Below are 24,751 nucleotides of genomic sequence, written 5' to 3' on the forward strand. Positions count from 1 at the left end.
CCATGGGGGCCTTCAAAAGGGGCCCGCCTGCCGCAGAATGTGAGTATGCGAACATTCGGCGTTGAGGAAGAACTCCTGATCGTTGATCCGGAGAGCGGGGAGCCGCTTGCCCTTGCTGATGCTCTCCTGTCGGGCCGCCGATTGGCTGCCGATGACGCTCCGGATGACCCTCGGGATCTCGAAACGGAAGACAAAACCGTTTACGACGACGACGAGATGGGCTTGAGTGCCGAACTCAAGCTGGAGCAAATTGAGACGCAGACGCGGCCATGCCTGGAGTACGGTGTGCTGCTGGACCAGATCCGGGCCGGCCGGGCGCTCGCTGACAAGGCTGCCAGGAAGAATAATGCCCGGGTGACTGCGTTGGCCACCTCACCCCTTGGGCTGGCCAGCCACACCACTCCAGATCCGCGCTATGCCAGGATGCTGGAGCGTTTTGGCCTGACTGCCCAGGAGCAACTGACCTGCGGTTTCCACGTCCATACCTATATTGAGTCCCAGGACGAGGGCGTGGCTGTACTGGACCGAATCCGCGACAAGCTTGCGGTCCTCACGGCACTGAGTGCGAACTCGCCGTTCTGGAACGGTCTTCAGACTGGTTTTGAAAGCTACCGTACCCAGGCGTGGAACCGCTGGCCGACGGCGGGTCCCGCCGGTATTTACGGAACCTATTCTGCCTATCGCCGGGTGGTTACCCGGCTTTTGGACAGCGGGGTGATGCTGGACGAAGGGATGATCTACTTCGACGCCCGACTGTCCCGGAACCACCCCACTGTGGAGGTCCGTGTTGCCGACGTCTGCCTCCGGGCCGAGGATGCGGCCCTCATTGCTGTTCTTGTCCGGGCGCTTGTGGAGACCGCGGGCCGTGAGTGGCGTGAGGGCGTCGATCCCGCGCCGGTGCCCACCGTACTTTTGCGGATGGCTTCCTGGCAGGCGAGCAGCGACGGGCTCAGCGGGGAGCTTTTGGACTTCGGTTCCTTCCGGCCGGCCCGTGCCGCCGACGTAGTGCGTTCCCTGGTGGACTATCTCGCCCCGGTACTGCAGGAGCAGGGCGAGCTTGCCCTGGCCCGGCAGGGGGTAGAGGACGTTATTGCCCGTGGTACGGGGGGCAGCTGAACAGCGCCGCGTCCGGGACAAGGCGTTGACCGCTTATGCGCCTGAGGACTTGGGCTTTGGTGCCCTGGTCAAGCATGCAATAGACGTGACGATGCGCGGCTCCTTGGATTTCCCGGACGTTGATGAGGTTCCGGATCTGTTGCGGGTCCGCCAGCCCTAAGATCTCAGGAGGTGTCTGGGAAGGACTGGTTGCCGGGGTCGGTGTGGACGCAGCGCCAGCCAAACTTTAAATCTGCTTCAGTGCCTGTTCGAGGTCGCCAATCAGGTCATCCACGTCCTCCAAACCAACCGAAAGCCGCACGACGCCGTCGCTCAGGCCAATGGCTGCGCGTCCCTCCGGACCCATCGCACGGTGCGTGGTGGTGGCGGGGTGGGTGATCAGGGACTTTGAGTCGCCAAGGTTATTGGAAATATCAATGATGCGCAGGCCATCCAAAAGCGCGAAGGCCGCTTCTTTGCCCGAGCGGCCACCCGTCGTCGCGAGTTCCAGGGTGAGAACGGTGCCGCCGGCACTCATCTGCTTGGCGGCGAGTTCATACTGCGGGTGCGACTTCAGCAGCGGGTACTTTACCCAACTCACGGCAGGCTGCTGCTCCAGCCATTCGGCCAGCTGAAGGGCTGAAGCCGAAGAGTGGTTGACGCGGAGGGCCATCGTCTCAAGGCCTTTGGTGAGCACCCAGGCGTTGAAGGGGGACAACGACGGGCCGGTGTGGCGCATAAGCTGCTTGACCGGGCCGTCAATGAATTCCTTGGTGCCGAGGATGGCGCCGCCCAGCACCCTGCCCTGACCGTCGATGTGTTTGGTCCCGGAGTAGACAATCACGTCCGCGCCGAACTTTCCGCACCGCTGCAGCAGGGGAGTGGCAAAGACATTGTCGACCACCACCGTGGCACCTGCCGCGTGCGCAAGTTCGCTGACAGCGGCGATGTCCACAATTTCCTGCATCGGGTTGGACGGCGACTCAAAGAAGACGGCGGTGGTGGGCTGGGACAGGGCATCGCGCCACTGCTCCAGGTCCGGGCCGTCCACGAACACTGTCTCCACACCCCAGCGCGGCAGGATTTCGTTCAGGATCACAAAGCAGGAACCGAACAGCGAGCGGGCGGCAACCACGCGGTCGCCGGCAGCCAGCAGGGCACCCAGGGCGGTGAAGACGGCGGACATGCCGGACGCTGTCGCGAAGCACGCCTCGGTGCCCTCGAGGAGGCGGAGCCGCTCCTGGAAGGTAGCCACGGAGGGGTTGCCGTAGCGGGAGTACACAAAGCGCTCGTCCTCGCCCGTGAAAGCGCGCTCTGCCGCAGCCGCGGATTCATACACGAACCCTGAGTTCAGGAACACCGCCTCGCTGGTTTCCTGGAAATTGGTGCGGTCAAGTCCGCCACGGACGGCCTGGGTGTCGGGGCTCCAGCCGGCGGCGTCTTCGTTAAAGGTCACTTAGTTCTTTCCGAGATTGGTGGGCAGGCCGCGGTTCTTCCAGCCGTTGACGGTGCGTTCGCCGTACCGGTCGGGTTCGCCCTCGAAGCCCTCCAGCACGTTGTAGGAGGTGAAGCCGGCCCGGGTGGCAGCAATGGCGGCCGCGATGGAACGCTGCCCCGAGCGGCACAGGAATACCAGTTCGGCCGAAGCGTCCTCCGGCGCCTGCTGCGTCAGGTGAGTAATAAAATCCGGGTTGGGGATGCCCCCCGGGAACGTCCACTGGATGAACAGCGGATCGTTGTCGGTGGCCTTTGTGTCCGGGATACCGATGTGGGCCCATTCGCCTTCGGTGCGCACATCCACCAGGATGGCGCCCTGCTCCAGCTTGTCCCATGCCTCCTGGGGCGTCAGGTCTCCTGCGTAGCTCATGCGTGGCCCTCGCCGTCGAACTCAAGGTCGTCGCCCGCGGATTCGAGGTCATCCACGGCGGTAGCAACTGCTGCATCGGCGGAAGCGATGGCTGCCGGAAGAACCAGGGCTTGCGCAACAATCACCTTGCCGCCGTTGGACGTGGCGGCAGGGCTGCCGTGAAGCACATAGCCCTCGGCCAGGGCGGTCGAAACCCGTTCACAGAAAGACCTGTCATCGGGCCCGGTAACGAGCCGGTAGGAGAGTCTTTCTTCAGGGGCAGGTGCGTCAGACACGACGGATCTCCTTCTTTCACGCTTGCAACACGATTCGGTCGATATGCCGAGTATTCACCTGAGGCACCCCGCCGCGAAAGGAGGGTTGCCGACCGGCCAGTCAGGGCTTGACGCCGGTACTCATTACTCCCCAAAAAAGTAACACTTGGCGCGCGGCACCGCATCGCCGCCGTCGTCATGTTCCGTAACTGAGCGGGGCGGCCGCCCAGCTGTTGGAGCAAACGAAAGGCGTGAAGGGCTGCCCGCTGGGGGGCGCTTCACGCCTTTCCTTTGATGTCGTTTATACGATCCCGGGGCAGCTCGCCAGGATGTAGTCGGCTGCGGCCGGACCCTTCATCCGCAGGCCGTTATGGCTCGGGCTGATCCTGTGCTTCATGCCTGCCCAGAAGGCGGCTTCCATTCCGGGTGCCTGCTGGTTGATGAAGCACCAGCTGGTGTAGAGACCATAAAGGCGGTCACCGCTGAGGCTGTGGTCGGACGCTTGGTCGAGGTGGGTGGCTTCCTGGAGAAAAAGATCGAACTGCGAATGTGCCATGACGGCGTCCCTTCGCTAAGTGCGTGTGTACCGCCGTTCGGCTACAGCAGCGAAATCCTCAATGCCCTGCACGGGGCCACGGAGGGGTGATCGAGACCTTTGGAATCGATGGATTGAGCGGTGTCAACGCCCTTACTACAATGTAGACTTTACCCGTAGACTACATATACAGCAAGCGTTTGGAGATACCCTCTCCAGAACGCTTGCCGCCGGCTCCAGAACGGAAAAATCATGCCCTCCCCGAAAACCCCCGGCCCTGCCAAGGGCCGCGCCCCAAAGGAGCGGCTCAACCGTGATCTGGTGCTCAACAAGGCATTGGAGCTGGTGGACGCGGAAGGCCTTGACGCGCTGACCATGCGCCGGCTGGGGCAGGAGCTGGGCCGGGATCCGATGAGCCTTTACCGCTACGCAGAGAACCGGGCGGCGTTGCTCGATGGCGTTTCGGAGCTCGTTCTCAACGAACTGCCCATCCACCCGGAGGACCCCGACTGGAAAGCCCAGCTTCGGCACATCGCGCATAACCTTCGGCGGCTCGCGCTCGAACATCCCAACGTGGTGCCGCTGCTGGTGACGAGGCCGCTCTCCACTCCGCTGGGTCTGCGCCCGCTGGGCACCCTGCGCCCGCTGGAGCAGATTCTCGCCCTGCTGATTGGCGCCGGATTCAGCCCTGCCGACGCCCTCCACGTCTATAGGGCCTACTACGGGTTCCTCTATGGCCACCTTCTGAACGAACTGCAGGAGTTCGTGGTTGACCCCGAAGAGAATGAAGTGCTGCTTCGGCTAGGGCTGCACCGGCTGCCGTTCAAAGAGTTTCCCCATCTCCGTGCGTTGGCTCCGGCGCTCGCCGAATATGACGGCGAGGCTGAGCTGGACCAGGGCATCACCATCCTGCTTTCCGGCCTCGAAGCGCAGCTGATCGCGCAGCCAAAAGCTCCCCCCGCTTAGCGGCGGGAAGTGCGGCAGCTACTCGAAGGAAGCCCGGCGGCGGTCGGTACTGCGGCAGTGGAAACCGCTACGCGATGCTGGCAAACAGCTCGTTCAGTTCCGCGGTCAGCTCTTTCTGCACCGCCGGGGTGCCCACGTCTTTGCCATCGATGCTGTTCACCGGAGCAAGCAGGCGCACGCTCGAAATGAGCCAGACAGCGTCGGCGTCCAAAATGTCCTGGGGCTCCAGCGGACCGTACCCCAGTTCCCAGCCGGCCGCTTTGGCGGCGGCGAACAAGGCACCCTGGGAGGTGCCCGCGAGGATACCGCTGTCCAGCTGCGGTGTGATGAGGCGCTTGACGGACGTACCGTCGTCGGCCGTTTCCACGTGGGCCATCAGCACAGTCGACGTGGGGCCCTCCAGGACGCGGCCGTCGGAGGAGATGAAGATGACGTCGTCGGCACCCTGCTTGTGGGCATGCCGCAACGCCGCCATGTTGACCGCGTAGGAGAGCGTCTTGGCGCCGAGCAGCAGCCACGGGGCACGCTCGGCAACGTCGCTGTCGTAGCCCCGGTCGAGGAGGATGACGTCGATGCCGGCCTCGCGCTGGCGGCGCCCGGCCGCTCCGACAGGGGAAACCTGTACCCAGGAGGTGGGGGCTGAGGCGCCTTCGGCTCCGCGGGTCACCACGAGCTTGACCACCAGTTCATCGTCGGACCCGGAAGCAGGCTGATGCTGGGCGCGGTGTTCGGACAGGGCAGTGGCGATGGCGCGGCGCCATACCTGCTCGCTTGGAATGGCGAGGTCCAGTGCCTCGGCGGAACCCGCCAGGCGGTTCAGGTGGGCCTGGATTTTCCGCACTTTGCCGTCCACTGCGAGCATGGTCTCAAAGATCCCGTCACCCCGGGTGGCGCCCTGGTCCGTCACGAGCAACTGCGGCTTGGACGCATCGGCAAGCCGCCCATCCGGGAAAGCCGGGTCGAGGAACACGAGAACAACAGGAGCTGGAGAGGTCATGGCTCCAGCTTAGTGCGGCACCCGCGGATAAGCTGGGCAGAGTGCCCCGGCCGGAACCGTCCGCCGGGAGCCCATCCTTCGGGGGTTAATCACGTGTTGTGGCCATTTTCGCTTGCCGGTTCCGCGCCGACTTGGACCGTGGTGCTGCTGGCCGTCGCCGACCTGGTGATCCGGGTGCTGGCCTTGGGTATCATCCCGGGCAACCGCCGGCCCACCACGGCGATGGCCTGGCTCCTGGGCATCTTCTTTGTCCCGTTCCTGGGCATCATCCTTTTCCTGCTGTTCGGCAACTTCAAGCTGTCCAGCCGCCGCCGCGAGCAGCAGCAGCAGGTCAACGAGCGGGTGCGCGCCGGGATCTCGTCGCTTGCGGACGTGGAGAGCGACTACCCGGGCCCTGAATGGGTGCGGTCCGCCGCGGAATTGAACCGGCGGCTGGGCTCGCTGCCCATGGTGGATGGCAATTCCGTGGACCTTATCCCCGGCTACCCGGACTCCATCCTGCACATGACGCAGGCCGTGCGGAAGGCGAAGAAGTTCGTTAACGCCGAGTTCTACATCATGAGCACGGACCACATCACCAACGACCTGCTGACGGCCCTGGAGGAAGCGGCCGAGCGCGGCGTGGAAGTCCGGGTGTTGTTCGACCACATCGGCACCCTGCGGGTCAAGGGCTACAACAGGCTCCTGAAGCGGCTCAGGGCCAGCAAAATCCAGTGGAAGCGGATGCTCCCGCTCCTGCCCATCCACGGCCAGTGGCGCCGGCCGGACCTGCGGAACCACCGCAAGATCATGGTGATCGACGGCGAAATCGCCTTCACCGGCTCGCAGAACCTGATCGAGCCTTCCTACAACAACCCGCGGCACCGCAAGGCAGGCCGGGAGTGGGTGGAGCTGATGGCCCGCCTCCACGGGCCGATCGTCACCACCCTGAATGTCGTCTTCGCCACCGACTGGCTGAGCGAAACCGACGAGTCCCTGGAACACCAGCTGCAGCTCCCGGCGAACGTGCATCCCGGAAACGTCACCGCGCAGGTGGTTCCCAGCGGCCCGGGGTTCATCACCGAAAACAACCTGCGGCTCTTCAACACCCTCATCTACTCCGCCCAGCACCGGATTTCCATCTGCAGTCCATACTTCGTTCCGGACGATTCACTGCTCTATGCCATCACCACCGCCGCCCAGCGCGGAGTGGACGTAGAGCTTTTCGTTTCCGAAAAGGGTGACCAGTTCCTGGTCCACCACGCCCAGCGTTCCTACTACGAGGCCCTGCTGGAGGCCGGCGTCCGGATTTACCTGTACAAGGCTCCATCTGTGCTCCACGCCAAGCACTTCACCATCGACGACGAAGTGGCGGTCCTTGGTTCCAGCAACATGGACATGCGCTCCTTCTCGCTGAACCTTGAGGTGTCGGTGATGCTGCTGGGCGCGGACATCGTGACCAAGATGCGCGCCGTGGAAGACACTTACCGGGACATCTCGCATGAGCTCAAGCTGTCCGACTGGCTCAACCGGCCGCTGGCAGCGCGCTATGTCGATAACGTGGCGAGGCTGACGGCAACCGTCCAGTAACAGCGTGCGGGAGCTTGGTTCAGGCGTCCGGAAACTCCGCGCCGAGTGTCGAGAGGACACCGAAGGCCTTGGTCCGGATCTCCTCGTACTCCTCGTCGACGTCCGAGTCGGCCGTGATGGCGCCGCCGACGCCGAGGGTCAGTTCCGCGGTTCCGTTGCCTTCGTCGCGGATCACCAGCGTCCGGATGGCGACGGCGAGGTCCGTTGCGCCGTTCAGCGAAAAGTAGCCGACGGCGCCGGAGTACAGCCCCCGTCCGTCGCCTTCCAGCCGGTCCAGGATGGCCATGGTGCTGATCTTGGGAGCGCCGGTCATGGAGCCGGCAGGGAAGCACGCCGCCACAGCCTCCGCGCGGGATGATCCACGCCGCAGCTGGCCGTCAATGGTGCTGACCATTTGGTGGACGGTGGCGTAACTTTCGATGGCACAGAGCCTGCTCACGGTCACGGAGCCAGGGACCGCGAAATGGCTGAGGTCGTTCCGCAGCAGGTCAACGATCATGATGTTCTCTGCGCGGTCCTTCAGGGACGTTTCGAGCTCGAGCCGCAGCCGGCCGTCTTCCGCCGGATCGGAGGCGCGGCGGCGGGTTCCCTTGATGGGTTCGGCGCGCATGCCGCCGTCGGACGCGATCTTCAGGAAGCGTTCGGGCGAGGTGCTGGCCACGGTCAGGCTGCGGAACCTCAGGTAGCTGGCAAAGGGGGCGGGGTTTCTGCGGCGCAGGGACAGGTACGTTTGCCACGGATCCAGCGCTGCGGCGGGAACCTTGGCCGTGAGTGACGTGGTCAGGCAAACTTCGTAGGTGTTTCCTTCGGCGATTTCGTGCTGTGCCGCAGCAATCTTCTCCTTGTAGGCATCGGCAGTATCACGGCTCCGGAACACGGGCGCCTGCGAAAGTACGACGCCGTTGCTGCCGCCCGCCTGGGCAGCCACGGCGGCTTGGGCGGCACGACCGGAGGCCGCCTCAGTGGCTGCCCGCGCGTCCCTGAGCCACTGGTCCGAGTCGGGGACGTCCAAAGCCAGGAGCCAGGAAGTGCCCTCGGCGTGGTCCAGGACCACAGCCCTGCCGGCGAAGATCAAGGCGGCATCCGGGGTGGGCGCGGAGAGGTCTGCTCCACCCGTCTCCCGCTTGAGTTCGTACCCAAGGCAGCCCAACCAGCCCAGGGTGAATTCGCCCGGGTAGCCCTCCGGGGTGCGGACCGCTGCGCCGCCCCATACCGTGTCCAGCCAGCGGAAGAAAGGACCTTCCACCGTAGCTGTGGCGCAGCCTGCGCTGATCTGGCTTTCGCCGGAACAATGGATCACCAACTGGCCGGACAGGCCGCCGTCGTCCGCCATGATGCTGAAGCGGCTGCGCTCCGCCGCTGCGGACCCTGGCTGGTCCGCCCCGGTCCCGGCTCCAGTGGCCGCGTTGGAAGAGTCCAGCCAGACGGCGTTGGGTGAGCTGCCGTAGAGCATGCTGAACAGCATGGCCGCATCCGGGCGCAGCTCCAGGCGCTCCGCGGTAAGGCTTAGGCCGCGGCGGGAGGACAACTCAGGGGAGAGAACAGTGGCCAGGGCGGGGAGGTACGGCAGCAACTGCAGAACGTCGGTGGGGGCGCTGCCGTCAGCGCGGTTCAGGACGCGTAGATCAGCATGGCGCGGGACGTCGTCGGCGCTCAGCCACTCCTCTTCCTGGGCCGCCCATTGGTCCCAGTACGGTTCGTAGGTTCCGCCATCACGGTCCAGCGCGCGGGCCCGGCGAACCTCCTCCGGCGAGTCCGCCCAAATGACGGCACTTAGGTGGGGGCGGGCGGGGGCGGCAGCGGAGCCCACACCCTCAACAATGACGATCTCGGCGGGCAGCGTGACGCGGATGTCGCCGTCGTATCTCTTCTCCCAGTCCCAGCTGGTCCACGTGGCCGCATCACCACGGCTCAAGGGTTCGAGGACGGCGGCGACGTAGCGGTCAACCCCGGCCATCAACCCATTCCAGCCGGGGTAGATGTCCTCGAGGTGGAACAGCGAGACCTTGTGATGGGCGCGCAGCCGTGCCGCCAGTTCGACGGCGAGCGTTGTTTTCCCTGCTCCGGAGCGCCCGTCAACGGCGATGATGACGGGGGCTGGGCTCATGGGTTAGAGCGTACCTTTATCCCTGCCGCGGTTTCATCTGCGCAGGAGCTGGGCATCTTTGATGACGGCACCTTTGATGTGGTTTACGAGCCCGGGCAGCGCGGCGTGGATCTGGTGCCAGACGGCGTCGAAATCGGCTTGCCCGCCGTACCAGGGGTCTTCGATGCCCTGGTCCAGCAAGTCCTTTCCCGCCTGCCGGGGGTCAAAGCTGCGGAGCATGCGGATCTTGTTCCTGGACTCCTGGTCCGGCGCGGACTGGCTCAGCCAGGCGTAATGGTCGATATCCAGCGCCAGGATCAGGTTACGTTCGCGGAACCATCCCGGCTGCCATTCCCGGGCCACATGTTTGTCGGAGAGGAGCTGCGTGACGCTTAAGCGGCGCGCGGCCCGCGGGTCTATCGGCCGGCCCGCTTCGTAGCCGGTGGTGCCCGCGGAGTCTACTGTGACTACGCTGTCCAGCCCCTCGCGTTCCAGCGCCGCGGCGAGCATCAGCTCGGCCATAGGGGACCGGCAGATGTTTCCGGTACAGACGGCAATAACGCGGTATGGGCTCGACATTGAGTTCATATACTAAGCATGCGTGCTAATTAGCCTTATTGGCTAGCGCTGGTTCACAAATGTTGACGGCCCTGTAAAGAACCTTTGCTTCTCCGTCACATCCCGTTCACATTGTTTGCCCGCCTCCTGCGCGCGCAGAACGTCAGTGGATCAAAGCCAGCAGGATTCCCACAGCCACGAACAGCACGCCGAACGCACGGTTAAGGATCAGCTGCCCTCGGGCACTATGGGTGAACCGCTCGAAGGACCGGGCTGCGGCCGCGAAGAAGAACCACATGACCAGGATGTCGATGGCCACGACTGTAGCGGTGAGTACTGCGTACTGAGCGAGGAGGGGCTGTTCCGGGCGGATGAACTGGGGCATAAAAGCGAGGAAGAATACGATCGCCTTCGGGTTCAGCAGGTTCACCCAAAGTCCGCGCCGGAAAATGGACCAGGCGGGCTCGTTCCGGAGGCCCGCGATTTTCTCCTGCTCGAGGTCCGGCTTGGTGAGGAACTGCCTGATGCCCAGATAGACCAGGTACGCGGCGCCGGCATAACGAATGACGTTGAAGGCCACAGGCGAGCTGGCCACCAGCACCCCGACGCCAAGGGCCACGATCACCACATGGATCACCAGTGCTGCCTGTTGGCCGAGGATGCCCCAAATGGAGCGGCGGAAGCCGGCGTTCAGGGAATTGCTCATGGTGTTGATGGCTCCGGCACCAGGCGTGAAGCTGATCAGGGCACCGGCACCGGCCAGGGCGAGCCAAAGGGAGAATTGCACCAGTCAAGTTTAGGGCGGTTTTACCAGAGGGTTGCCACGGGTCCGAATGCTTGCGGCATTCTCCTACGCCCGTGCGATGACCTCGCCGTTGGGGATCAGGAACCAGCCGTCGTCGGTGGATCCCCAGCGGTGCCAGCCTGCCGAGATCCGCGCGAGGTCGGCAGGGTTGGCGAAGCCGTATTCCAGCGCCTGCTCGGCGAAAGCGGAGTGCAGCACGCGCTCGCCCCAGACGCGGGCCTGCCAGCGCCGCTGCTGCCCGGTGGCGTAGAGCCAATTGCTGCTGGTGGGCGCGACGTCGGTAAAGCCCGCCGACTGTGCCCAACTGACGAGCCGCCGGCCGGCGTCGGGTTCTGCACCGTTGCGCCGCGCGATCCGCTGGTAAAGCTCCATCCACTCATCAAGCTCCGGGATGGCGGGGTACCAGCTCATGCCGTGGAAGTCGGCGTCGCGGATGGCTACGATCCCGCCTGGCTTGGCGACGCGGCGCATCTCCCGCAACGCCTCCACGGGGTCGGTCAGGTGCTGCAGCACCTGGTGGGCATGAACGACGTCGAACGTTTCATCCTCGAAGTCGAGGTCGTAGATGTTCCCGGCCACGAACTCGACGTTGGCTACCCCGCGCTCAACGGCGAGCGCCTTTGCCTGGGCAATGATGTCCGGGGAGCGGTCCAGCCCGGTGACCTTCCCGGGGTTGACCAGGGCGGCGAAATCGCAGGTGATGCTGCCCGGGCCGCAGCCGACGTCGAGCACTTCTGCCCCGGGGGCGAGGTGCGGCAGGACAAAGGCCGCGGAATTCTCGGCGGTCCTGGCGGCATGGGCGCGGACCACCGACTCGTGGTGGCCGTGCGTGTAAACGTCGTCTTCGGGCTGCTGCGCACTCATAACCAAACGCTACCCCCAACTGGGTGGCTCTAAGTGTCGTTTGGTTCCGTCAAAACGACACTTGGCGCGGCCTGCTTGGGTGCGCTGGACGATTCTTCCCGCGCGGCCACCGTGGCTTCCACCATGGCCGTCATGAAACGGGTCACTGTTTCCAGTTCCCCCTGGCTGAAGTCCGCCATGGCGCTGCCCATCCGGCGCGAAAGGGGAGCGAAGATGGCGCCCCCGTCCTGGAATGCCTTGGGCGTCATCCGAAGATGGACCTGCCGGCGGTCGGAGCTGTCCCGTTCGCGCACCACGTGTCCGGAGCTGTCCAGCCTGTCAATCAGGGCTGTGGTGGCGGGGGAGCTGAGGTTCAGCTCCTTCCGGAGGAGCCCCGGCGTGACCGTCCCGCCGTTCGCGGTATGGCGCATGATGACGGCCAGCGCGTTCAGGTCCGTCCGGTGCATGTCCTTGCGCCCGCCGGCTGTGTCCACGTAGCGGTTGGCCTCGAGAGTGAACTCCTGAAGGAGCCGAACCAGCGGGTGTGGCCCCTCGCCCACAGGAGGACCAGGGGTGGCCGGGCTCTCCTTGCCTGCCATGTCCACCTCCAGAAATCTGCTCGTTGCGGGAAGGCTGTCCCGGCCAATAACAGTGCCGCTAAACCGTACTGACGGATATTACTTCAGTCGGGCAACCCCCTCTTATCGGGACGAGGTAGGAAAAAGCTAGTCAGCCTCTTATCTCCATTGTGGAGATACTCTAATATGGAACCAATTCTACTCCCGTCCACCCCCGAAAGGCATCATGAACTCCCATTCCCTCGCCAAGGAACGCGTCCCGTTCTGGCTGCGCTGGCTGCTCCCCGTGATTCTGGTGCTGACGTGGCTGGCCCTCGCCGGGATCGGCGGTCCCACCTTCGGGCGGTTGGAGGAGGTCTCTTCCAACGACCAGGCGTCGTTCCTGCCCGCCAGCGCCGAGGCCACTGCAGCGCAGGACTGGCAGGCAAAGTTCCGGGACTCCGATGAGGTTCCCGGCGTCATCGTCCTGGAAAGCGATGAGACCCTGACTCCTGCGCAGCTCGGCGAGGTGGCAGGCCTGCGGACGGAGCTTGAAGGCCTGGAGCTCGGCAGCGCAGTTATCGTGCCCATTCCGTCCGACGACGGCAAGGCGGTCCAGTTCATTGCTCCCATTGATTCTTCAGCCGAGGTCAAGGAGGCCGTACAGGAATTAAGGGACACCGTCGCTGAGGCGGCACCCGAAGGCATGCGCACGTTCGTCACGGGACCTGCCGGGCTCGCGGCTGACCTGACCGCAGCTTTCGCCGGCATCGACGGCATTCTTTTGGTGGTGGCGCTGGCCGCGGTGTTCGTGATCCTGCTGATTGTCTACCGCTCGCTGCTGCTGCCCATTGTGGTGCTCCTGACCTCCGTCTTGGCCCTGTGCGCGGCCATCCTGCTGGTCTTCGGCATGGCCAAGGCCGGCTGGATCCAGCTCAACGGCCAAAGCCAGGGCATCCTCTCCATCCTGGTGATCGGCGCCGCCACGGACTACGCCCTGCTGTATGTGGCGAGGTTCCGGGAAGCCCTTACCCACACCGCCAACCGCACGGCTGCGGCGCTGACCGCCTGGAAAGCTTCCTTCGAGCCGATCCTGGCCTCCGGGGCAACCGTGATCATTGCGCTGCTGTGCCTGCTCTTCTCCGACCTGAATTCCAACAAGGCCCTGGGTCCCGTGGCCGCTGCAGGCATCCTCTGCTCACTGTTTGCGGCCCTGACCCTGCTGCCCGCACTGATGGCCATCCTGGGCCGCGCCGCATTCTGGCCCTTCCGTCCCCAGCTGGTAGCCGCCGGTGAGCGGGACCCCGAGCTTGTCACGGGACTGGAAGGCCAGAGGGGATTGTGGCGTGCCACCGGCTCGCTCATCTCCCGGCGCCCACGCATTGTCTGGGTTGCCTCGGTTCTGCTTTTGCTCGCCGGCTCCGCGGGTGTCCTGCAGCTAAAGGCCAACGGCGTTCCGCAGACGGACGTCATCCTCAGTGCGTCAAACGCAGTGGACGGCCAGGACGCCCTGGCGCGCCATTTCGACGCCGGCAGCGGCAGCCCCGCCGTCGTGGTTGCGGACCAAGGCAAGGCGCAGGAGGTGCTGGACGCCGTGAAGGCGGCCGACGGCGTGGGCGAGGCTTACCTGCTGGGGGCAGGTTCGGTGCCCGTCACCGGAGCCCCGGGCGCTCCCCGCGCTCCTGACGTCCGTGAAGGAAAGGTGCTGATCAACGCAACCTTGAATTCCGCTGCGGATTCACTCGAGGCGGAGGAAGCCGTGAAGGCCCTGCGGGAAGAGGTCAAGGCTATGGATTCCGGTGCTCTGGTGGGCGGCGTGACGGCGACGGCCCTCGATACCAACACCACGGCCCAGCGCGATCTGGGGATCATCATTCCGGCTGTGCTGGTGGTCATCCTCTTTATCCTGATGCTGCTGCTCCGTTCCGTCCTCGCCCCGGTGCTGCTGGTGCTGTCGGTGGTGCTCTCCTATGGGGCGGCCATGGGTGTCTCGGCGTTTGTTTTCAACAACGTCCTGGGCTTTCCCGGGGCGGACGCCACCGTTCCGCTGTTCGGGTTTGTGTTCCTGGTGGCGCTCGGTGTTGACTACAACATCTTCCTGATGAGCCGGGTCCGCGAGGAGTCCCTGAAGCACGGCACCCGCCCCGGCATCCTTCGCGGGCTTAGCGTCACGGGCGGTGTGATTACCTCAGCCGGTGTGGTGCTGGCAGCGACGTTCGCGGCACTGGGTGTTATTCCCATCATGTTCCTGGTGCAGCTGGCCTTCATTGTCGCCTTCGGGGTGTTGCTGGATACCGTGCTGGTGCGCTCGCTGCTGGTGCCCGCCCTGGCGTACGACATCGGTCCCCGGATCTGGTGGCCAGGCAAACTTGGCCGCCCCGAGAAGGATGCAGCCGTCCAGCGCGAAGCCGGCGGGAACCTCGAGACCGATCTGGAAGGGGCCGGCCGCCGGTAGGGCCGGCATGCACGGCGCGCAACGAAGGCCCTGTTGACGGAAACGCCTGCTGGATAGACTGCAAATGCGCCCGCGTGGACGCGGAACTCAAAGGAGAGATGCACCATGACTGAGAACCAGGAAACCTTCGGCGAGGAGCCCCGTAAGGGAAGCACTGCCCCCGGGCTGGAGGGCGAGGGCGGGCAGTACGTGGACGGCGACTACGGCGATGCCGGGACTGTAGGAGAGCCTGCCGGGAACCTTGAGGACGGCGAGTACCAGGAGGGGGACTACGGGGATGCCGGCACCGCCGGAACGGCTCACGAGACGGACACCATCCGCGAAGGCCTGACCGACGGGCAGGTCAACACCACGGCCGAGGAGCGGGGGCCCCTTCACGGCGACCGGGACACCGGGAGGTAGCACCGCACGCAAGCAGTCCGGCGGCGGCGTTCTCCATCAGCGAAATGGAGAGCCGCCGTCGTCCGCTGTTAAGGCCGCTATTCCGCGGAAATGCAGGTCGTCCCTCCGCTGCCCCGACCGAAGTTGAGCGTACTTCGCTCAACTTTGGATTGACATCGCAGGCGCCTTGAGTAGAGTTGAGTGCAGAACGCTCAATTGTCTGGGCGCCCGCAGTTTCCAAGGAAAGAAGGAAGCAACACATGTCACGTGCAGTAGGTATCGACCTCGGAACCACCAACTCCGTCGTCTCCGTTCTCGAAGGTGGCGAGCCCACCGTTATTGCCAACGCCGAGGGTGGCCGCACCACGCCGTCCGTCGTTGCATTCTCCAAGTCCGGCGAGGTCCTGGTCGGCGAGATCGCCAAGCGCCAGGCCGTCAACAACATCGACCGCACCATCGCTTCAGTCAAGCGCCACATGGGCACCGGCTGGACCGTCGGCATCGATGAGAAGAAGTACACCCCGCAGGAAATTTCCGCGCGTATCCTCATGAAGCTGAAGAACGACGCCGAGTCCTACCTGGGTGAAAAGGTCACCGACGCTGTTATCACCGTCCCGGCCTACTTCAACGACGCCGAGCGCCAGGCCACCAAGGAAGCCGGCGAGATCGCAGGCCTGAACGTCCTGCGCATCGTCAACGAGCCCACCGCCGCAGCACTGGCCTACGGCCTGGACAAGGGCAAGGAAGACGAACTCATTCTGGTCTTCGACCTCGGCGGCGGCACCTTCGACGTCTCCCTGCTGGAGGTCGGCAAGGACGAAGACAACTTCTCCACCATCCAGGTCCGCGCCACCGCCGGTGACAACCGCCTCGGCGGCGACGACTGGGACCAGCGCGTCGTTGACTACCTGCTCAACCAGCTCAAGGTCAAGGGCATCGACCTGTCCAAGGACAAGATTGCCCTCCAGCGCCTCCGCGAAGCGGCTGAGCAGGCCAAGAAGGAACTCTCCTCCTCCACCAGCACCAATGTCTCCCTCCAGTACCTGTCCGTCACTCCTGACGGCCCGGTCCACCTGGATGAGCAGCTGACCCGCGCCAAGTTCCAGGACCTCACCAAGGACCTGCTGGAGCGCACCAAGAAGCCGTTCCACGATGTGATCAAGGAAGCCGGCATCAAGCTCTCCGACATCAACCACATAGTGCTGGTGGGCGGCTCCACCCGTATGCCCGCCGTTTCCGAGCTGGTCAAGGAACTCGCCGGCGGCAAGGAACCGAACAAGGGCGTGAACCCGGATGAGGTTGTGGCCGTTGGCGCAGCCCTCCAGGCCGGCGTGCTGAAGGGTGAGCGCAAGGACGTCCTCCTCATCGACGTCACCCCGCTGTCCCTCGGCATCGAAACCAAGGGTGGCGTGATGACGCACCTGATCGAGCGCAACACCGCCATCCCCACCAAGCGGTCCGAGACCTTCACCACCGCTGACGACAACCAGCCGTCCGTGGCCATCCAGGTCTTCCAGGGCGAGCGTGAATTCACCCGCGACAACAAGCCGCTGGGCACGTTCGAGCTGACCGGCATCGCGCCGGCTCCGCGCGGCGTGCCGCAGGTTGAGGTCACCTTCGACATCGACGCCAACGGCATCGTCCACGTTTCCGCAAAGGACAAGGGCACCGGCAAGGAACAGTCCATGACCATCACGGGCGGTTCCAGCCTCTCCAAGGAAGACATCGACCGCATGGTCAAGGATGCGGAGGAGCACGCAGCAGAGGACAAGGCCCGCCGCGAGGCAACCGACACCCGCAACACTGCCGAGCAGCTCGCCTACTCCGTGGACAAGCTCATCGCCGACAACGCCGACAAGCTGCCTGAAGAGGTCAAGACCGAGGTCCAGACCGACGTCGACGACCTCAAGAAGGCCCTCGAAGGCACGGACGACGCCGCAGTGAAGGCTGCCTTCGAGAAGCTGCAGGCTTCCCAGGGCAAGCTGGGCGAGGCCATCTACTCCCAGGCCGGTTCCCCCAACGGCGCAACCGGTGCCGCAGGTGCTGAAGGCGGCGCTCCTGCCGGTGCCGCAGGCGGCGACAAGGCTGCTGACGAGGACATCGTCGACGCCGAGATCATCGACGAAGACGAAGCGAAGAAGTAGCCATGCCGCACCACGGTAACGAGGAAGAGCACCTCCAGGAGCAGCAGGGCAACGGCCGCCAGGAACCGGTCGTCCGGGACAACCGCAAGGTTGACCCGGTGACCGGGGAGGCCCGGCACCCGGAGGGCGGCGGGTCAGCCCCGGGCGCCGGTTCCGAGGCAGCGGATTCCGACGGCGACGCGCTGGCCCAGGCCGAGGAGATCCTTAACGGCATCGAGGTGCCGGCCGAGGAATCCGTGGCCCAGGGTGTTTCGGCAGGGTCCACCTCCGCTGAGGCGGCCGAGCTGAAGAACGACCTCCTCCGCCTGCAGGCAGAGTACGTCAACTACCGCAAGCGCGTTGAGCGCGACCGTGCCGTGGCAGGGGAAATGGCCGTCATCGGCGTCCTGAACTCCCTGCTCCCGGTACTGGACGACGTCGACGCCGCCCGGCAGCACGGCGACCTCGCTGACGGCCCCTTCGCCGCGATCGCCGCCAAGCTGGAGAACGCGCTGAAGACCTACGGCCTGGTACGCATCGATGAGACCGGCGTGGAGTTCGATCCCACGATCCACGAGGCTCTCATCCAGCAGCCCGGCGAGGACATCGAAGTTGACACAGTCAGCCAGGTGCTCCGCTCCGGCTACAAGTCAGGCGAACGCGTCCTCCGGGCCGCGCAGGTGATTGTGGCCGTTCCGGCTTAGTCCGCTCATGGTCGCGCCGAACGGATAAGGGGGCCCCGCCCCTACGCTGGGTGGCCAAGGATCTGCGATCCTTGGCCACCCAGCTCCGGCAGGCCCGATGCCACTCCCGGGCCCCCTTATCCGTCCGTCGCTTGGCGGTTGTCTCGCCTAAGGTGGGGACAGGCGAAGCGCAGCTGGATAGGGGGCCGCGGCGTGGCGGGCACCGCGGAGCGGGCACGGCCCCCTATCCAGCGGAGCGTCACAAACGCCGAGCACTAAGGTTTGAACGAGAAAGGAAACGCCATTGGCTAGCCAGGATTGGGTGGACAAGGACTTTTACGCGATCCTTGGTATCGCCAAGGACGCTTCCGACGCCGACATCAAGAAGGCTTATCGGAAGCTCGCCAGGCAGCACCACCCTGATACCAACTCGGGGAACACTGCGTCCGAGAAGAAGTTCAAGGACATCTCCGAGGCTTACTCTGTACTTTCCGATCCCGAAGAGCGCCAGCAGTATGACGCCATCCGGGCCATGGGCGGCGGGGCCCGCTTTGCCCCCGGCGGCACCGGTGCGGGCAACGGTGGGTTCGAGGACATGTTCGGCGGGCTGTTCACCGGCAACACCGGGCGCCACTCAGGCGGGTTCAACCCCTCGGCCGGCGGCATCCCGCCCGAGTTCGCTGACCTGTTCGGCGGCGGCTTCGGGCAGACGGGTTTCCAGCGCACCCCGCAGAAGGGTGCTGACCGGACCGCCACCACAAGTATTTCCTTCTCGGGTTCCATCCGCGGCACCACCATCGGCCTGCGTGAACCCAGCGGCGAGGTCATCGACGTCCGCGTGCCCCCCGGCATCAAGGACGGCCAGAAGGTGCGCGTGCGCGGCAAGGGCCAACCGGGTCTGGCCGGCAACGGCGACCTCGTGGTATCCGTGGCGGTCAAGCCACACGACTTTTACACGCGCGACGGCGACAACCTCCGCGTGCACGTCCCCGTCACCTTCCCCGAAGCTGCTTTGGGCGCCGACATCGAAGTGCCCACCATCGACGGCGAAAAGGTTCGTGTCCGCGTGCCGGCCGGGACGCCGTCGGGCCGTACACTCCGGGTCAAGGGCAAAGGCGTGAAGACGTCCAAGGGGACCGGCGACCTGCTGGTGACCATCGACGTCGCGGTTCCCAAGAACCTGAACAAGGAAGCGGAAGCTGCGGTCAAGGCGTTTGCTGAAGCCACGGCCGGAGCCGACGTCCGCGAGGGCCTGGCCGCCAAGGCCCGGCTTTAGCAGCGGGTGAGCCGTGGACATCAACTCAGACCAGCCGATCTTTGTGATCTCGGTGGCGGCTGAACTGGCGGAGATGCACCCCCAGACCCTTCGGCAGTACGACCGGATGGGTATCGTCTCGCCCAGCCGCGCGCCGGGTAAGTCCCGCCGCTATTCGCAGCGCGACATCAACATGCTGCGCGAGGTGCAGCGGCTGTCCCAGGAAGGCGTCTCGCTGGAAGGGATCAAGCGGATCCTCGAGCTCGAGAACCAGGTGGCCGCTTTGCAGCGCCGGGTTTCGGAGTTGGCTGACGAACTGAGCCGGCGCCCGCAGCCTTTCGATTCACGAATTTTTGCGGCCGGCGCCGCTGGCGACGTCGTGAGCCTGGCCCGTGGCCAGCGGCCCCGTCCCCGCTCGCAGGCTGTGGTGCTCTGGCGGCCGCGCGCCATCGGGCAATAGCGCTCCGGCTGCGGATTGTGTCCGGCCGGCAGGCCAAAGTTACGCGGAGGAACGTTTCCCGCAGGTTAACTCTCAGCCCCAGCTTTCCAGCGGTTTTTCCAGCTCCTCCATAGGTGCACCAATACTGTTGTCGGCCTTGGCAACAGTCCTGAAACTGTCCCGAAACCAACCTGGCAGGCACCGAAACAATCTGCCCCTACATTCATCCGAAGAGGTCACTTCCCAGGACCTCGGAGGCGAGCCGCTGCCGGCGCAGCGGCTGAGTGAGAAGCAGGTACACATGAGGGTTTCGGTTAACAAACGCGCTTTCCTTCCCCTGGCGGCGGCAGCCATGGCCGCAGTCCTGACCGGCTGCGGCAGCCAGATTGCGGATCCGGCGTCCGGAGGCTCCACGGCCAGCACCGGCACTTCCTGCGTGGACACGTCCGGCAGCAGCATCAAAGTGGGCTTCATCAACTCCCTGTCGGGCACTATGGCCATCAGTGAGAGCACCGTCTTCGACTCCCTGTCCCTGGCCGCCGAGGAAATTAATGCTTCCGGCGGCGTCCTGGGCAAGCAGCTTCAGGTGGTCAGTGAGGACGGTGCCAGCGAACCGACCAAGTTTGCCGAGCGCGCCGGGAAACTGATCCAACAGGACTGCACTGCCGCAGTGTTCGGCGGCTGGACGTCATCAAGCCGCAAGGCCATGCTTCCCGTGTTCGAAGCCAACGATGCGCTGCTGTTCTACCCGGTGCAGTACGAAGGCCTGGAGTCTTCCAAGAACGTCTTCTACACCGGCGCCACGACCAACCAGCAGATCATTCCGGCCTTGGATTACCTGGCCGAGCAGGGTACCAAGTCCCTCTTCCTGGTGGGTAGCGACTACGTCTTCCCGCGGACGGCCAACAAGATCATCCAGGCCTACGCCGCCGCCAAGGGCATTGAAATTTTGGGAGAAGAGTACACGCCGCTTGGCTCCACGGAATTCTCCACCATCGTCAACAAAGTCCGGGACTCCAAGGCCGATGCGGTCTTCAACACCCTCAACGGCGACAGCAATGTGGCTTTCTTCCGGCAGTACAAGAGCGTCGGCCTGACGGCGGACAGCATGCCCGTTGTCTCCGTCTCCATCGCGGAGGAGGAGGTGCCCGGCGTCGGCCTGGACAACGTGGAAGGACAGCTGACCGCCTGGGATTACTACCAGACGCTGGATACCCCGGCCAATAAGAAGTTCGTCGCAGCCTTCAAGGCCAAGTTCGGCGCGGAGCGGGTAACAAGCGACCCCATGGAGGCTGCCTACACCTCGCTGTACCTCTGGAAGGCGATGGTGGAGAAGGCCGGGTCATTCGAAGTGGACAAGGTTCAGGCCGCCGCGGACGGCGTGACCTTCGAAGCGCCCGAAGGCCTGGTGACAGTTGACGGGGAAAACAACCACATCTCCAAGACTCCCCGGATCGGGAAGATCAATTCCGAGGGCCTGATCGACACGGTCTGGTCCTCGCCCCAGGCAGTTGAACCGGACCCGTTCCTGGCAACCTATGACTGGGCCAAGGACCTGGGCAAGTAGCAACTCCGGATACATCGAAGAAAGGCCTGCTGGAATGGAACTCCTGATAGGGCAGATGTTCGCCGGACTCAGCCTCGGTTCCGTGCTGCTCCTCGCGGCACTGGGATTGTCGCTGACTTTCGGCCAGATGGGGGTCATCAATATGGCCCATGGCGAGTTCATGATGGCCGGTGCCTACACGGCCTTCGTGGTCCAGAAGGCCATCTCCGATGCCGGCGTTTCACTGCTGGTTTCCATTCCCGCGGGCTTCCTGGTGGGAGGTGTCCTGGGGCTGGTGCTCGAGGCGGTGCTGTTGCGCCGCATGTACCACCGGCCCCTGGATACACTTCTGGTGACCTTCGGGGCGGCGCTCATCCTGCAGCAGGCCGCACGGGACATCTTCGGCGCTCCCAGCGTAGATGTCCGCGCGCCGGCCTGGCTTCAGGGGAACCTCGAGGTGCTGGGTGCGCCGATCCCGCTGACCCGGCTTATTATCCTGGCGCTCTCGCTGCTGTGCCTGGCGGGCCTGATCCTCCTCCTGAAGGCCACCCCGCTGGGCCGCCGCATCCGGGCCGTTGTGCTGAACCGGGACCTCGCAGAAACAAGCGGCGTCTCAACCCGGCGCAGCGACCAGCTGACGTTCTTCATCGGTTCCGGCCTTGCCGGTGTCGCCGGTGTGGCCGTCACCCTCATTGGTTCGACCAGCCCGTACCTCGGCACCAACTACATCGTGGATGCCTTCCTGGTGGTAGTGGCGGGTGGCATTGGCCAAATCAAGGGGGCAGTCATTGCCGCGTTTGCCCTGGGCGTGCTGCAGTCCGTCTTTGAGTACTCGACCACGGCCAGCATCGGCAAGGTCCTTATCCTGATAGTGATCGTGGTGTTCCTTCAGCTTCGGCCGCAGGGCATCTTCAGCCTCAAGACGAGGAGCCTGGCATGAGGGGACTGATGCGCGGACGGTTGGGCACTGCGGCGGGATTTGCCCTCGGTGCGGTCCTGCTCCTTGCTGTTGCGCCGGCGGTTCTTCCAGCGTTCAGCCTGGCGCTGCTGGGAAAGTTCCTCTGCTTCGCCATCGTTGCAGTGGGGATTGGCCTGGCGTGGGGGCGCGGCGGCATGCTGACGCTCGGCCAGGGGGTGTTCTTCGGACTAGGCGCCTACATCATGGCAATGCACATGAAGCTTGCTGACGCGTCGCTCTTCGGCGGCTCCGGCGTGCCGGACTTTATGTCCCTTTACGGCAGCGGCGAGGTGCCTGGCTGGTGGGAGCCATTCCGGAGCCCCGCTGTGACGCTGCTGGCGGTGGTGCTGATACCGGGGCTCGTGGCACTTGTCCTGGGACTGGCGGTCTTCAAACGCCGCGTCAAGGGCGCCTACTTCGCCATTCTAAGCCAAGCGCTGGCAGCTGCGTTTGCTGTGTTCCTGATCGGCCAGCAGGCCACCACTGGAGGCTCCAACGGGCTGAGCGGGTTCCGGTCATTCTTCGGCTTTGACCTGCAGGACCCGAACAACAAGGTGATGGTGTACATGATTGCGGCAGCAGTCCTCCTGCTGTCCCTGGCACTTGCCCGGCAGTTGATGCACAGCAGGCTGGGCGAGCTCCTCGTTGCGGTCCGGGACCAGGAGGAGCGCGTCCGCTTCCTGGGCTACGATCCAGCAACCATCAAAACCGTCATCTACGTGGTTGCCGCTGTCTTGGCAGGCATTGCAGGTGCCCTGTTCGTTCCGCTCGTTGGCATCATCTCGCCGGCAGACGTCGGCGTGATCCCTTCCATCGCCTTCCTCATTGGCGTTGCAATTGGCGGCCGGGCAACGCTTCTGGGGCCGGTGCTCGGCGCTGTCGGCATCGCCGCCGCCCAGTCCGGCCTGTCCTCCACCTTTCCCTCCTTCTGGTTGTACTTCCAGGGCCTGTTGTTTGTCCTGGTGATCGGATTCATGCCGGGCGGGCTGGCCTCGTTGCCATCTCTTGTGGGCAGGCGGCGCAAAACCAGAGCTCCGGCACCGGTGCCTGCCGCGCCGGCACCTCCGGCTGCCCCGGCAACATCGCCTGCAGCCGACGAAAAAGCCACCGTGCCAGAGGAGGCCCGCAGATGACGACACCCACCCTGCTTCCAGATGGGCCGCGGGCCGGAGGGCTGCGCCATGGCCGGCCAAAGTACCTCGAGGTCCGCGATCTATCGGTTTCCTTTGACGGGTTCCTCGCCGTGGACAACGTCAGTCTCGATGTGATCCAGGGTGACCTGAGGTTCCTGATCGGCCCCAATGGCGCCGGGAAGACCACCGTGATCGATGCGATCACCGGCCTTGTACCTGCCACAGGATCGGTAAACCACACCGGCACCGAGATCCTCGGACGCAAAGTCCATCAGACCGCGCGGCTGGGGGTGGGGCGCACGTTCCAGACTGCCAGCGTGTTCGAGAATCTTTCCGTACTTCAGAACCTTGACATCGCTGCCGGTTCCGGCCGCGGCCCGCTTCGGTTGCTCCGGCGCCGCAAGAGCGTGGATGCGGCGGTGGAAGAGGCGCTTGAGATCATCGGCCTGGAGGGGGCGGCCGGGAAAAAGGCGGGAATCCTCGCCCACGGACAGAAGCAATGGTTGGAAATCGGCATGCTGCTGGTGCAGAACTCGGACGTCCTCCTGCTGGACGAACCAATTGCCGGGATGAGCCAGGACGAGCGCCTGGAAACCGGAGAGCTGCTGCGCCGGATAGCTGCCAGCCGCATCACGTTGGTGATTGAACACGACATGGACTTCGTGCGGGAGTTCGCAACTTCCGTCACGGTCCTTGCCGCGGGCAAGGTCCTCAGTGAGGGCAGCGTGGCGCAGGTGCAGGCAGACCAAAAGGTGCAGGACGTCTACCTGGGGTCCTCGGGAGTGGAGGCCACCGATGCTTGAAATTGAAAATCTGCAGACCGGTTACGGCCGCACCCAGGTCATCTCCGGCGTCAGTATGACCGTCCCGGACGGAGCCGTTGTCTCTGTCCTGGGGCACAACGGTGCCGGCAAGACAACCCTGCTGCGCGCCGTCGTCGGACTGCTCAAACCCACCGCCGGACGCATCAGGCTCGACGGGGAGGATATCTCAGCCCTCCGTCCACACCGGCGGGTAGACCGTGGAATGGCCTATGTGCCGCAGGGCCAGCAGTCATTCGGGCAGCTGTCCGCCCGGGAAAACCTGCAGCTCGTGGCGGACGGACGCAGGAACGGCGCAGAACGCATGGCGGAAGCCTTGGACTTGTTTCCGGCGCTCCGGCCTTTACTTTCGCGGCGGGCCGGGCTGCTCTCGGGCGGTCAGCGGCAGCAGTTGGCCATCGCACGGGCACTCATCACGGACCCGCGCCTGCTGATCCTTGACGAACCCACGGAGGGAATCCAGCCAAACGTCGTGGCCGAGATAGAAGCGATCATCATCAAGTTGTCCCAGCGAAACGGGATGAGCATCCTTTTGGTGGAGCAGCACATCGGCTTTGCTTTGCAGGCTGCGGAAAGCTACCACGTACTCTCGGCGGGAAAGGTCTCGTCCTCAGGGGCCGGCGGTGCCGGATCCGCGGGAGACGTCCGGAAGGCGATGCTTATCTGAGTCACGGGAGACCTTCGGCCGATCCAAAAAATTAGAGTACCCACTACTCGTGACGGTACAGCCCGCGGAAACTTGAATGGAACCACTGTTGGATCAGCAGCAGTGGTTCCAAGATTCTGGGGGTTTTGATGTTTGGTACTCATTGGCGGGCGCCCAAT

The 24,751-nt window shown here is 64.6% G+C and carries 23 protein-coding genes, 1 pseudogene and 1 riboswitch; of the genes and pseudogenes, 14 read left to right on the plus strand and 10 right to left on the minus strand.

Features of this window, described 5'->3' with window-relative positions; genetic code table 11:
• The first annotated feature begins 45 nt into the window (after window positions 1-45).
• Window positions 46-1,276: pseudogene (locus QFZ70_RS00335) on the plus strand (glutamate--cysteine ligase).
• 66 nt (window positions 1,277-1,342) lie between these two features.
• On the opposite strand, the gene QFZ70_RS00340 reads toward QFZ70_RS00335, so the two are convergent.
• The 4 genes from QFZ70_RS00340 to QFZ70_RS00355 all read right to left on the minus strand — a co-directional run bounded on the left by QFZ70_RS00340 (window position 1,343) and on the right by QFZ70_RS00355 (window position 3,772).
• On the minus strand, window positions 1,343-2,551 hold the full coding sequence (locus tag QFZ70_RS00340) for an O-succinylhomoserine sulfhydrylase (protein ID WP_307093550.1): 1,209 nt from the start codon (window positions 2,549-2,551) through the stop codon (window positions 1,343-1,345).
• Complete coding sequence (locus tag QFZ70_RS00345) at window positions 2,552-2,962, minus strand: rhodanese-like domain-containing protein (protein WP_307093551.1); 411 nt, start codon at window positions 2,960-2,962, stop codon at window positions 2,552-2,554.
• Window positions 2,959-3,237, minus strand: a complete 279-nt coding sequence (locus QFZ70_RS00350) for a DUF1737 domain-containing protein (RefSeq protein ID WP_307093552.1) — start codon at window positions 3,235-3,237, stop codon at window positions 2,959-2,961. Before QFZ70_RS00350 ends, QFZ70_RS00345 begins: the two co-directional genes overlap by 4 nt.
• Window positions 3,238-3,250: 13 nt before the next feature.
• Window positions 3,251-3,365, minus strand: a riboswitch (SAM riboswitch).
• Window positions 3,366-3,517: 152 nt separating this feature from the next.
• Window positions 3,518-3,772 carry a hypothetical protein gene (locus tag QFZ70_RS00355; RefSeq protein WP_307093553.1) on the minus strand — a complete coding sequence of 85 codons (255 nt, stop codon included), beginning with the start codon at window positions 3,770-3,772 and terminating at the stop codon, window positions 3,518-3,520.
• A 231-nt stretch (window positions 3,773-4,003) separates the two neighbouring features.
• Here QFZ70_RS00355 and QFZ70_RS00360 point away from each other — a divergent pair, with 231 nt between their 5' ends.
• The gene (locus QFZ70_RS00360; RefSeq protein ID WP_307093554.1) at window positions 4,004-4,717 is read left to right on the plus strand and encodes a TetR/AcrR family transcriptional regulator C-terminal domain-containing protein; all 714 of its coding nucleotides are present in this window, start codon (window positions 4,004-4,006) and stop codon (window positions 4,715-4,717) included.
• Window positions 4,718-4,784: 67 nt separating this feature from the next.
• Here the strand turns inward: QFZ70_RS00360 and QFZ70_RS00365 are convergent, their stop codons facing one another.
• Window positions 4,785-5,714, minus strand: coding sequence for an aminodeoxychorismate lyase (locus QFZ70_RS00365; protein ID WP_307093555.1), 930 nt, complete (start codon window positions 5,712-5,714; stop codon window positions 4,785-4,787).
• 93 nt (window positions 5,715-5,807) lie between these two features.
• Here QFZ70_RS00365 and cls point away from each other — a divergent pair, with 93 nt between their 5' ends.
• Window positions 5,808-7,283 (plus strand): cardiolipin synthase, encoded by a 1,476-nt coding sequence (gene cls, locus QFZ70_RS00370; protein ID WP_373461498.1) that lies wholly within the window; start codon window positions 5,808-5,810, stop codon window positions 7,281-7,283.
• Window positions 7,284-7,302: 19 nt separating this feature from the next.
• On the opposite strand, the gene pabB is transcribed toward cls, so the two are convergent.
• The 5 genes from pabB to QFZ70_RS00395 all read right to left on the minus strand — a co-directional run bounded on the left by pabB (window position 7,303) and on the right by QFZ70_RS00395 (window position 12,174).
• Window positions 7,303-9,390 carry an aminodeoxychorismate synthase component I gene (pabB, locus tag QFZ70_RS00375; protein WP_307093556.1) on the minus strand — a complete coding sequence of 696 codons (2,088 nt, stop codon included), beginning with the start codon at window positions 9,388-9,390 and terminating at the stop codon, window positions 7,303-7,305.
• A 33-nt stretch (window positions 9,391-9,423) separates the two neighbouring features.
• The gene (locus QFZ70_RS00380) at window positions 9,424-9,957 is read right to left on the minus strand and encodes a low molecular weight protein-tyrosine-phosphatase (RefSeq protein ID WP_307093557.1); all 534 of its coding nucleotides are present in this window, start codon (window positions 9,955-9,957) and stop codon (window positions 9,424-9,426) included.
• A gap of 133 nt (window positions 9,958-10,090) precedes the next feature.
• The gene (locus tag QFZ70_RS00385) at window positions 10,091-10,714 is read right to left on the minus strand and encodes a LysE family transporter (protein WP_307093558.1); all 624 of its coding nucleotides are present in this window, start codon (window positions 10,712-10,714) and stop codon (window positions 10,091-10,093) included.
• Window positions 10,715-10,777: 63 nt separating this feature from the next.
• On the minus strand, window positions 10,778-11,596 hold the full coding sequence (locus tag QFZ70_RS00390; protein WP_307093559.1) for a methyltransferase domain-containing protein: 819 nt from the start codon (window positions 11,594-11,596) through the stop codon (window positions 10,778-10,780).
• A 29-nt stretch (window positions 11,597-11,625) separates the two neighbouring features.
• Window positions 11,626-12,174: a MarR family winged helix-turn-helix transcriptional regulator gene (locus tag QFZ70_RS00395; RefSeq protein ID WP_307093560.1), complete on the minus strand. Its 549-nt coding sequence runs from the start codon at window positions 12,172-12,174 to the stop codon at window positions 11,626-11,628.
• A gap of 205 nt (window positions 12,175-12,379) precedes the next feature.
• Here QFZ70_RS00395 and QFZ70_RS00400 point away from each other — a divergent pair, with 205 nt between their 5' ends.
• The 11 genes from QFZ70_RS00400 (at window position 12,380) to urtE (ending at window position 24,593) form a co-directional block, all read left to right on the plus strand.
• Window positions 12,380-14,587 carry an efflux RND transporter permease subunit gene (locus tag QFZ70_RS00400; protein ID WP_307093561.1) on the plus strand — a complete coding sequence of 736 codons (2,208 nt, stop codon included), beginning with the start codon at window positions 12,380-12,382 and terminating at the stop codon, window positions 14,585-14,587.
• A 105-nt stretch (window positions 14,588-14,692) separates the two neighbouring features.
• Complete coding sequence (locus QFZ70_RS00405) at window positions 14,693-14,989, plus strand: hypothetical protein (RefSeq protein ID WP_307093562.1); 297 nt, start codon at window positions 14,693-14,695, stop codon at window positions 14,987-14,989.
• 239 nt (window positions 14,990-15,228) lie between these two features.
• Complete coding sequence (gene dnaK / locus QFZ70_RS00410) at window positions 15,229-17,112, plus strand: molecular chaperone DnaK (RefSeq protein WP_307093563.1); 1,884 nt, start codon at window positions 15,229-15,231, stop codon at window positions 17,110-17,112.
• A gap of 2 nt (window positions 17,113-17,114) precedes the next feature.
• Complete coding sequence (locus QFZ70_RS00415) at window positions 17,115-17,795, plus strand: nucleotide exchange factor GrpE (RefSeq protein WP_307093564.1); 681 nt, start codon at window positions 17,115-17,117, stop codon at window positions 17,793-17,795.
• A 283-nt stretch (window positions 17,796-18,078) separates the two neighbouring features.
• Window positions 18,079-19,050, plus strand: a complete 972-nt coding sequence (locus QFZ70_RS00420; RefSeq protein ID WP_307093565.1) for a DnaJ C-terminal domain-containing protein — start codon at window positions 18,079-18,081, stop codon at window positions 19,048-19,050.
• Window positions 19,051-19,063: 13 nt separating this feature from the next.
• Complete coding sequence (locus QFZ70_RS00425; RefSeq protein ID WP_307093566.1) at window positions 19,064-19,489, plus strand: heat shock protein transcriptional repressor HspR; 426 nt, start codon at window positions 19,064-19,066, stop codon at window positions 19,487-19,489.
• 280 nt (window positions 19,490-19,769) lie between these two features.
• Window positions 19,770-21,035 (plus strand): urea ABC transporter substrate-binding protein, encoded by a 1,266-nt coding sequence (gene urtA / locus QFZ70_RS00430; RefSeq protein ID WP_307093567.1) that lies wholly within the window; start codon window positions 19,770-19,772, stop codon window positions 21,033-21,035.
• Between the two features lie 34 nt (window positions 21,036-21,069).
• Window positions 21,070-21,954 carry an urea ABC transporter permease subunit UrtB gene (gene urtB / locus QFZ70_RS00435; RefSeq protein WP_307093568.1) on the plus strand — a complete coding sequence of 295 codons (885 nt, stop codon included), beginning with the start codon at window positions 21,070-21,072 and terminating at the stop codon, window positions 21,952-21,954.
• Window positions 21,951-23,105, plus strand: a complete 1,155-nt coding sequence (gene urtC / locus QFZ70_RS00440) for an urea ABC transporter permease subunit UrtC (RefSeq protein WP_307093569.1) — start codon at window positions 21,951-21,953, stop codon at window positions 23,103-23,105. Before urtB ends, urtC begins: the two co-directional genes overlap by 4 nt.
• Window positions 23,102-23,908: an urea ABC transporter ATP-binding protein UrtD gene (urtD, locus tag QFZ70_RS00445; RefSeq protein ID WP_307093570.1), complete on the plus strand. Its 807-nt coding sequence runs from the start codon at window positions 23,102-23,104 to the stop codon at window positions 23,906-23,908. Before urtC ends, urtD begins: the two co-directional genes overlap by 4 nt.
• Window positions 23,901-24,593: an urea ABC transporter ATP-binding subunit UrtE gene (gene urtE / locus QFZ70_RS00450; RefSeq protein ID WP_307093571.1), complete on the plus strand. Its 693-nt coding sequence runs from the start codon at window positions 23,901-23,903 to the stop codon at window positions 24,591-24,593. Before urtD ends, urtE begins: the two co-directional genes overlap by 8 nt.
• Window positions 24,594-24,751: the final 158 nt, after the last annotated feature.

This window comes from Arthrobacter sp. V1I9, from assembly GCF_030817075.1.
Classification (GTDB): Bacteria; Actinomycetota; Actinomycetes; order Actinomycetales; family Micrococcaceae; genus Arthrobacter.

Bases quoted from the DNA above. Each gene is read 5' to 3' on its own strand.
- urtD (WP_307093570.1), top strand. From the start codon at position 23,102: ATGACGACACCCACCCTGCTTCCAGATGGGCCGCGGGCCGGAGGGCTG.
- urtC (WP_307093569.1), top strand. From the start codon at position 21,951: ATGAGGGGACTGATGCGCGGACGGTTGGGCACTGCGGCGGGATTTGCC.
- urtB (WP_307093568.1), top strand. From the start codon at position 21,070: ATGGAACTCCTGATAGGGCAGATGTTCGCCGGACTCAGCCTCGGTTCC.
- urtA (WP_307093567.1), top strand. From the start codon at position 19,770: ATGAGGGTTTCGGTTAACAAACGCGCTTTCCTTCCCCTGGCGGCGGCA.
- QFZ70_RS00400 (WP_307093561.1), top strand. From the start codon at position 12,380: ATGAACTCCCATTCCCTCGCCAAGGAACGCGTCCCGTTCTGGCTGCGC.
- QFZ70_RS00345 (WP_307093551.1), bottom strand. From the start codon at position 2,962: ATGAGCTACGCAGGAGACCTGACGCCCCAGGAGGCATGGGACAAGCTG.
- pabB (WP_307093556.1), bottom strand. From the start codon at position 9,390: ATGAGCCCAGCCCCCGTCATCATCGCCGTTGACGGGCGCTCCGGAGCA.
- QFZ70_RS00365 (WP_307093555.1), bottom strand. From the start codon at position 5,714: ATGACCTCTCCAGCTCCTGTTGTTCTCGTGTTCCTCGACCCGGCTTTC.
- QFZ70_RS00415 (WP_307093564.1), top strand. From the start codon at position 17,115: ATGCCGCACCACGGTAACGAGGAAGAGCACCTCCAGGAGCAGCAGGGC.
- dnaK (WP_307093563.1), top strand. From the start codon at position 15,229: ATGTCACGTGCAGTAGGTATCGACCTCGGAACCACCAACTCCGTCGTC.
- QFZ70_RS00395 (WP_307093560.1), bottom strand. From the start codon at position 12,174: ATGGCAGGCAAGGAGAGCCCGGCCACCCCTGGTCCTCCTGTGGGCGAG.
- QFZ70_RS00355 (WP_307093553.1), bottom strand. From the start codon at position 3,772: ATGGCACATTCGCAGTTCGATCTTTTTCTCCAGGAAGCCACCCACCTC.
- QFZ70_RS00360 (WP_307093554.1), top strand. From the start codon at position 4,004: ATGCCCTCCCCGAAAACCCCCGGCCCTGCCAAGGGCCGCGCCCCAAAG.
- QFZ70_RS00405 (WP_307093562.1), top strand. From the start codon at position 14,693: ATGACTGAGAACCAGGAAACCTTCGGCGAGGAGCCCCGTAAGGGAAGC.
- QFZ70_RS00380 (WP_307093557.1), bottom strand. From the start codon at position 9,957: ATGAACTCAATGTCGAGCCCATACCGCGTTATTGCCGTCTGTACCGGA.
- urtE (WP_307093571.1), top strand. From the start codon at position 23,901: ATGCTTGAAATTGAAAATCTGCAGACCGGTTACGGCCGCACCCAGGTC.
- QFZ70_RS00390 (WP_307093559.1), bottom strand. From the start codon at position 11,596: ATGAGTGCGCAGCAGCCCGAAGACGACGTTTACACGCACGGCCACCAC.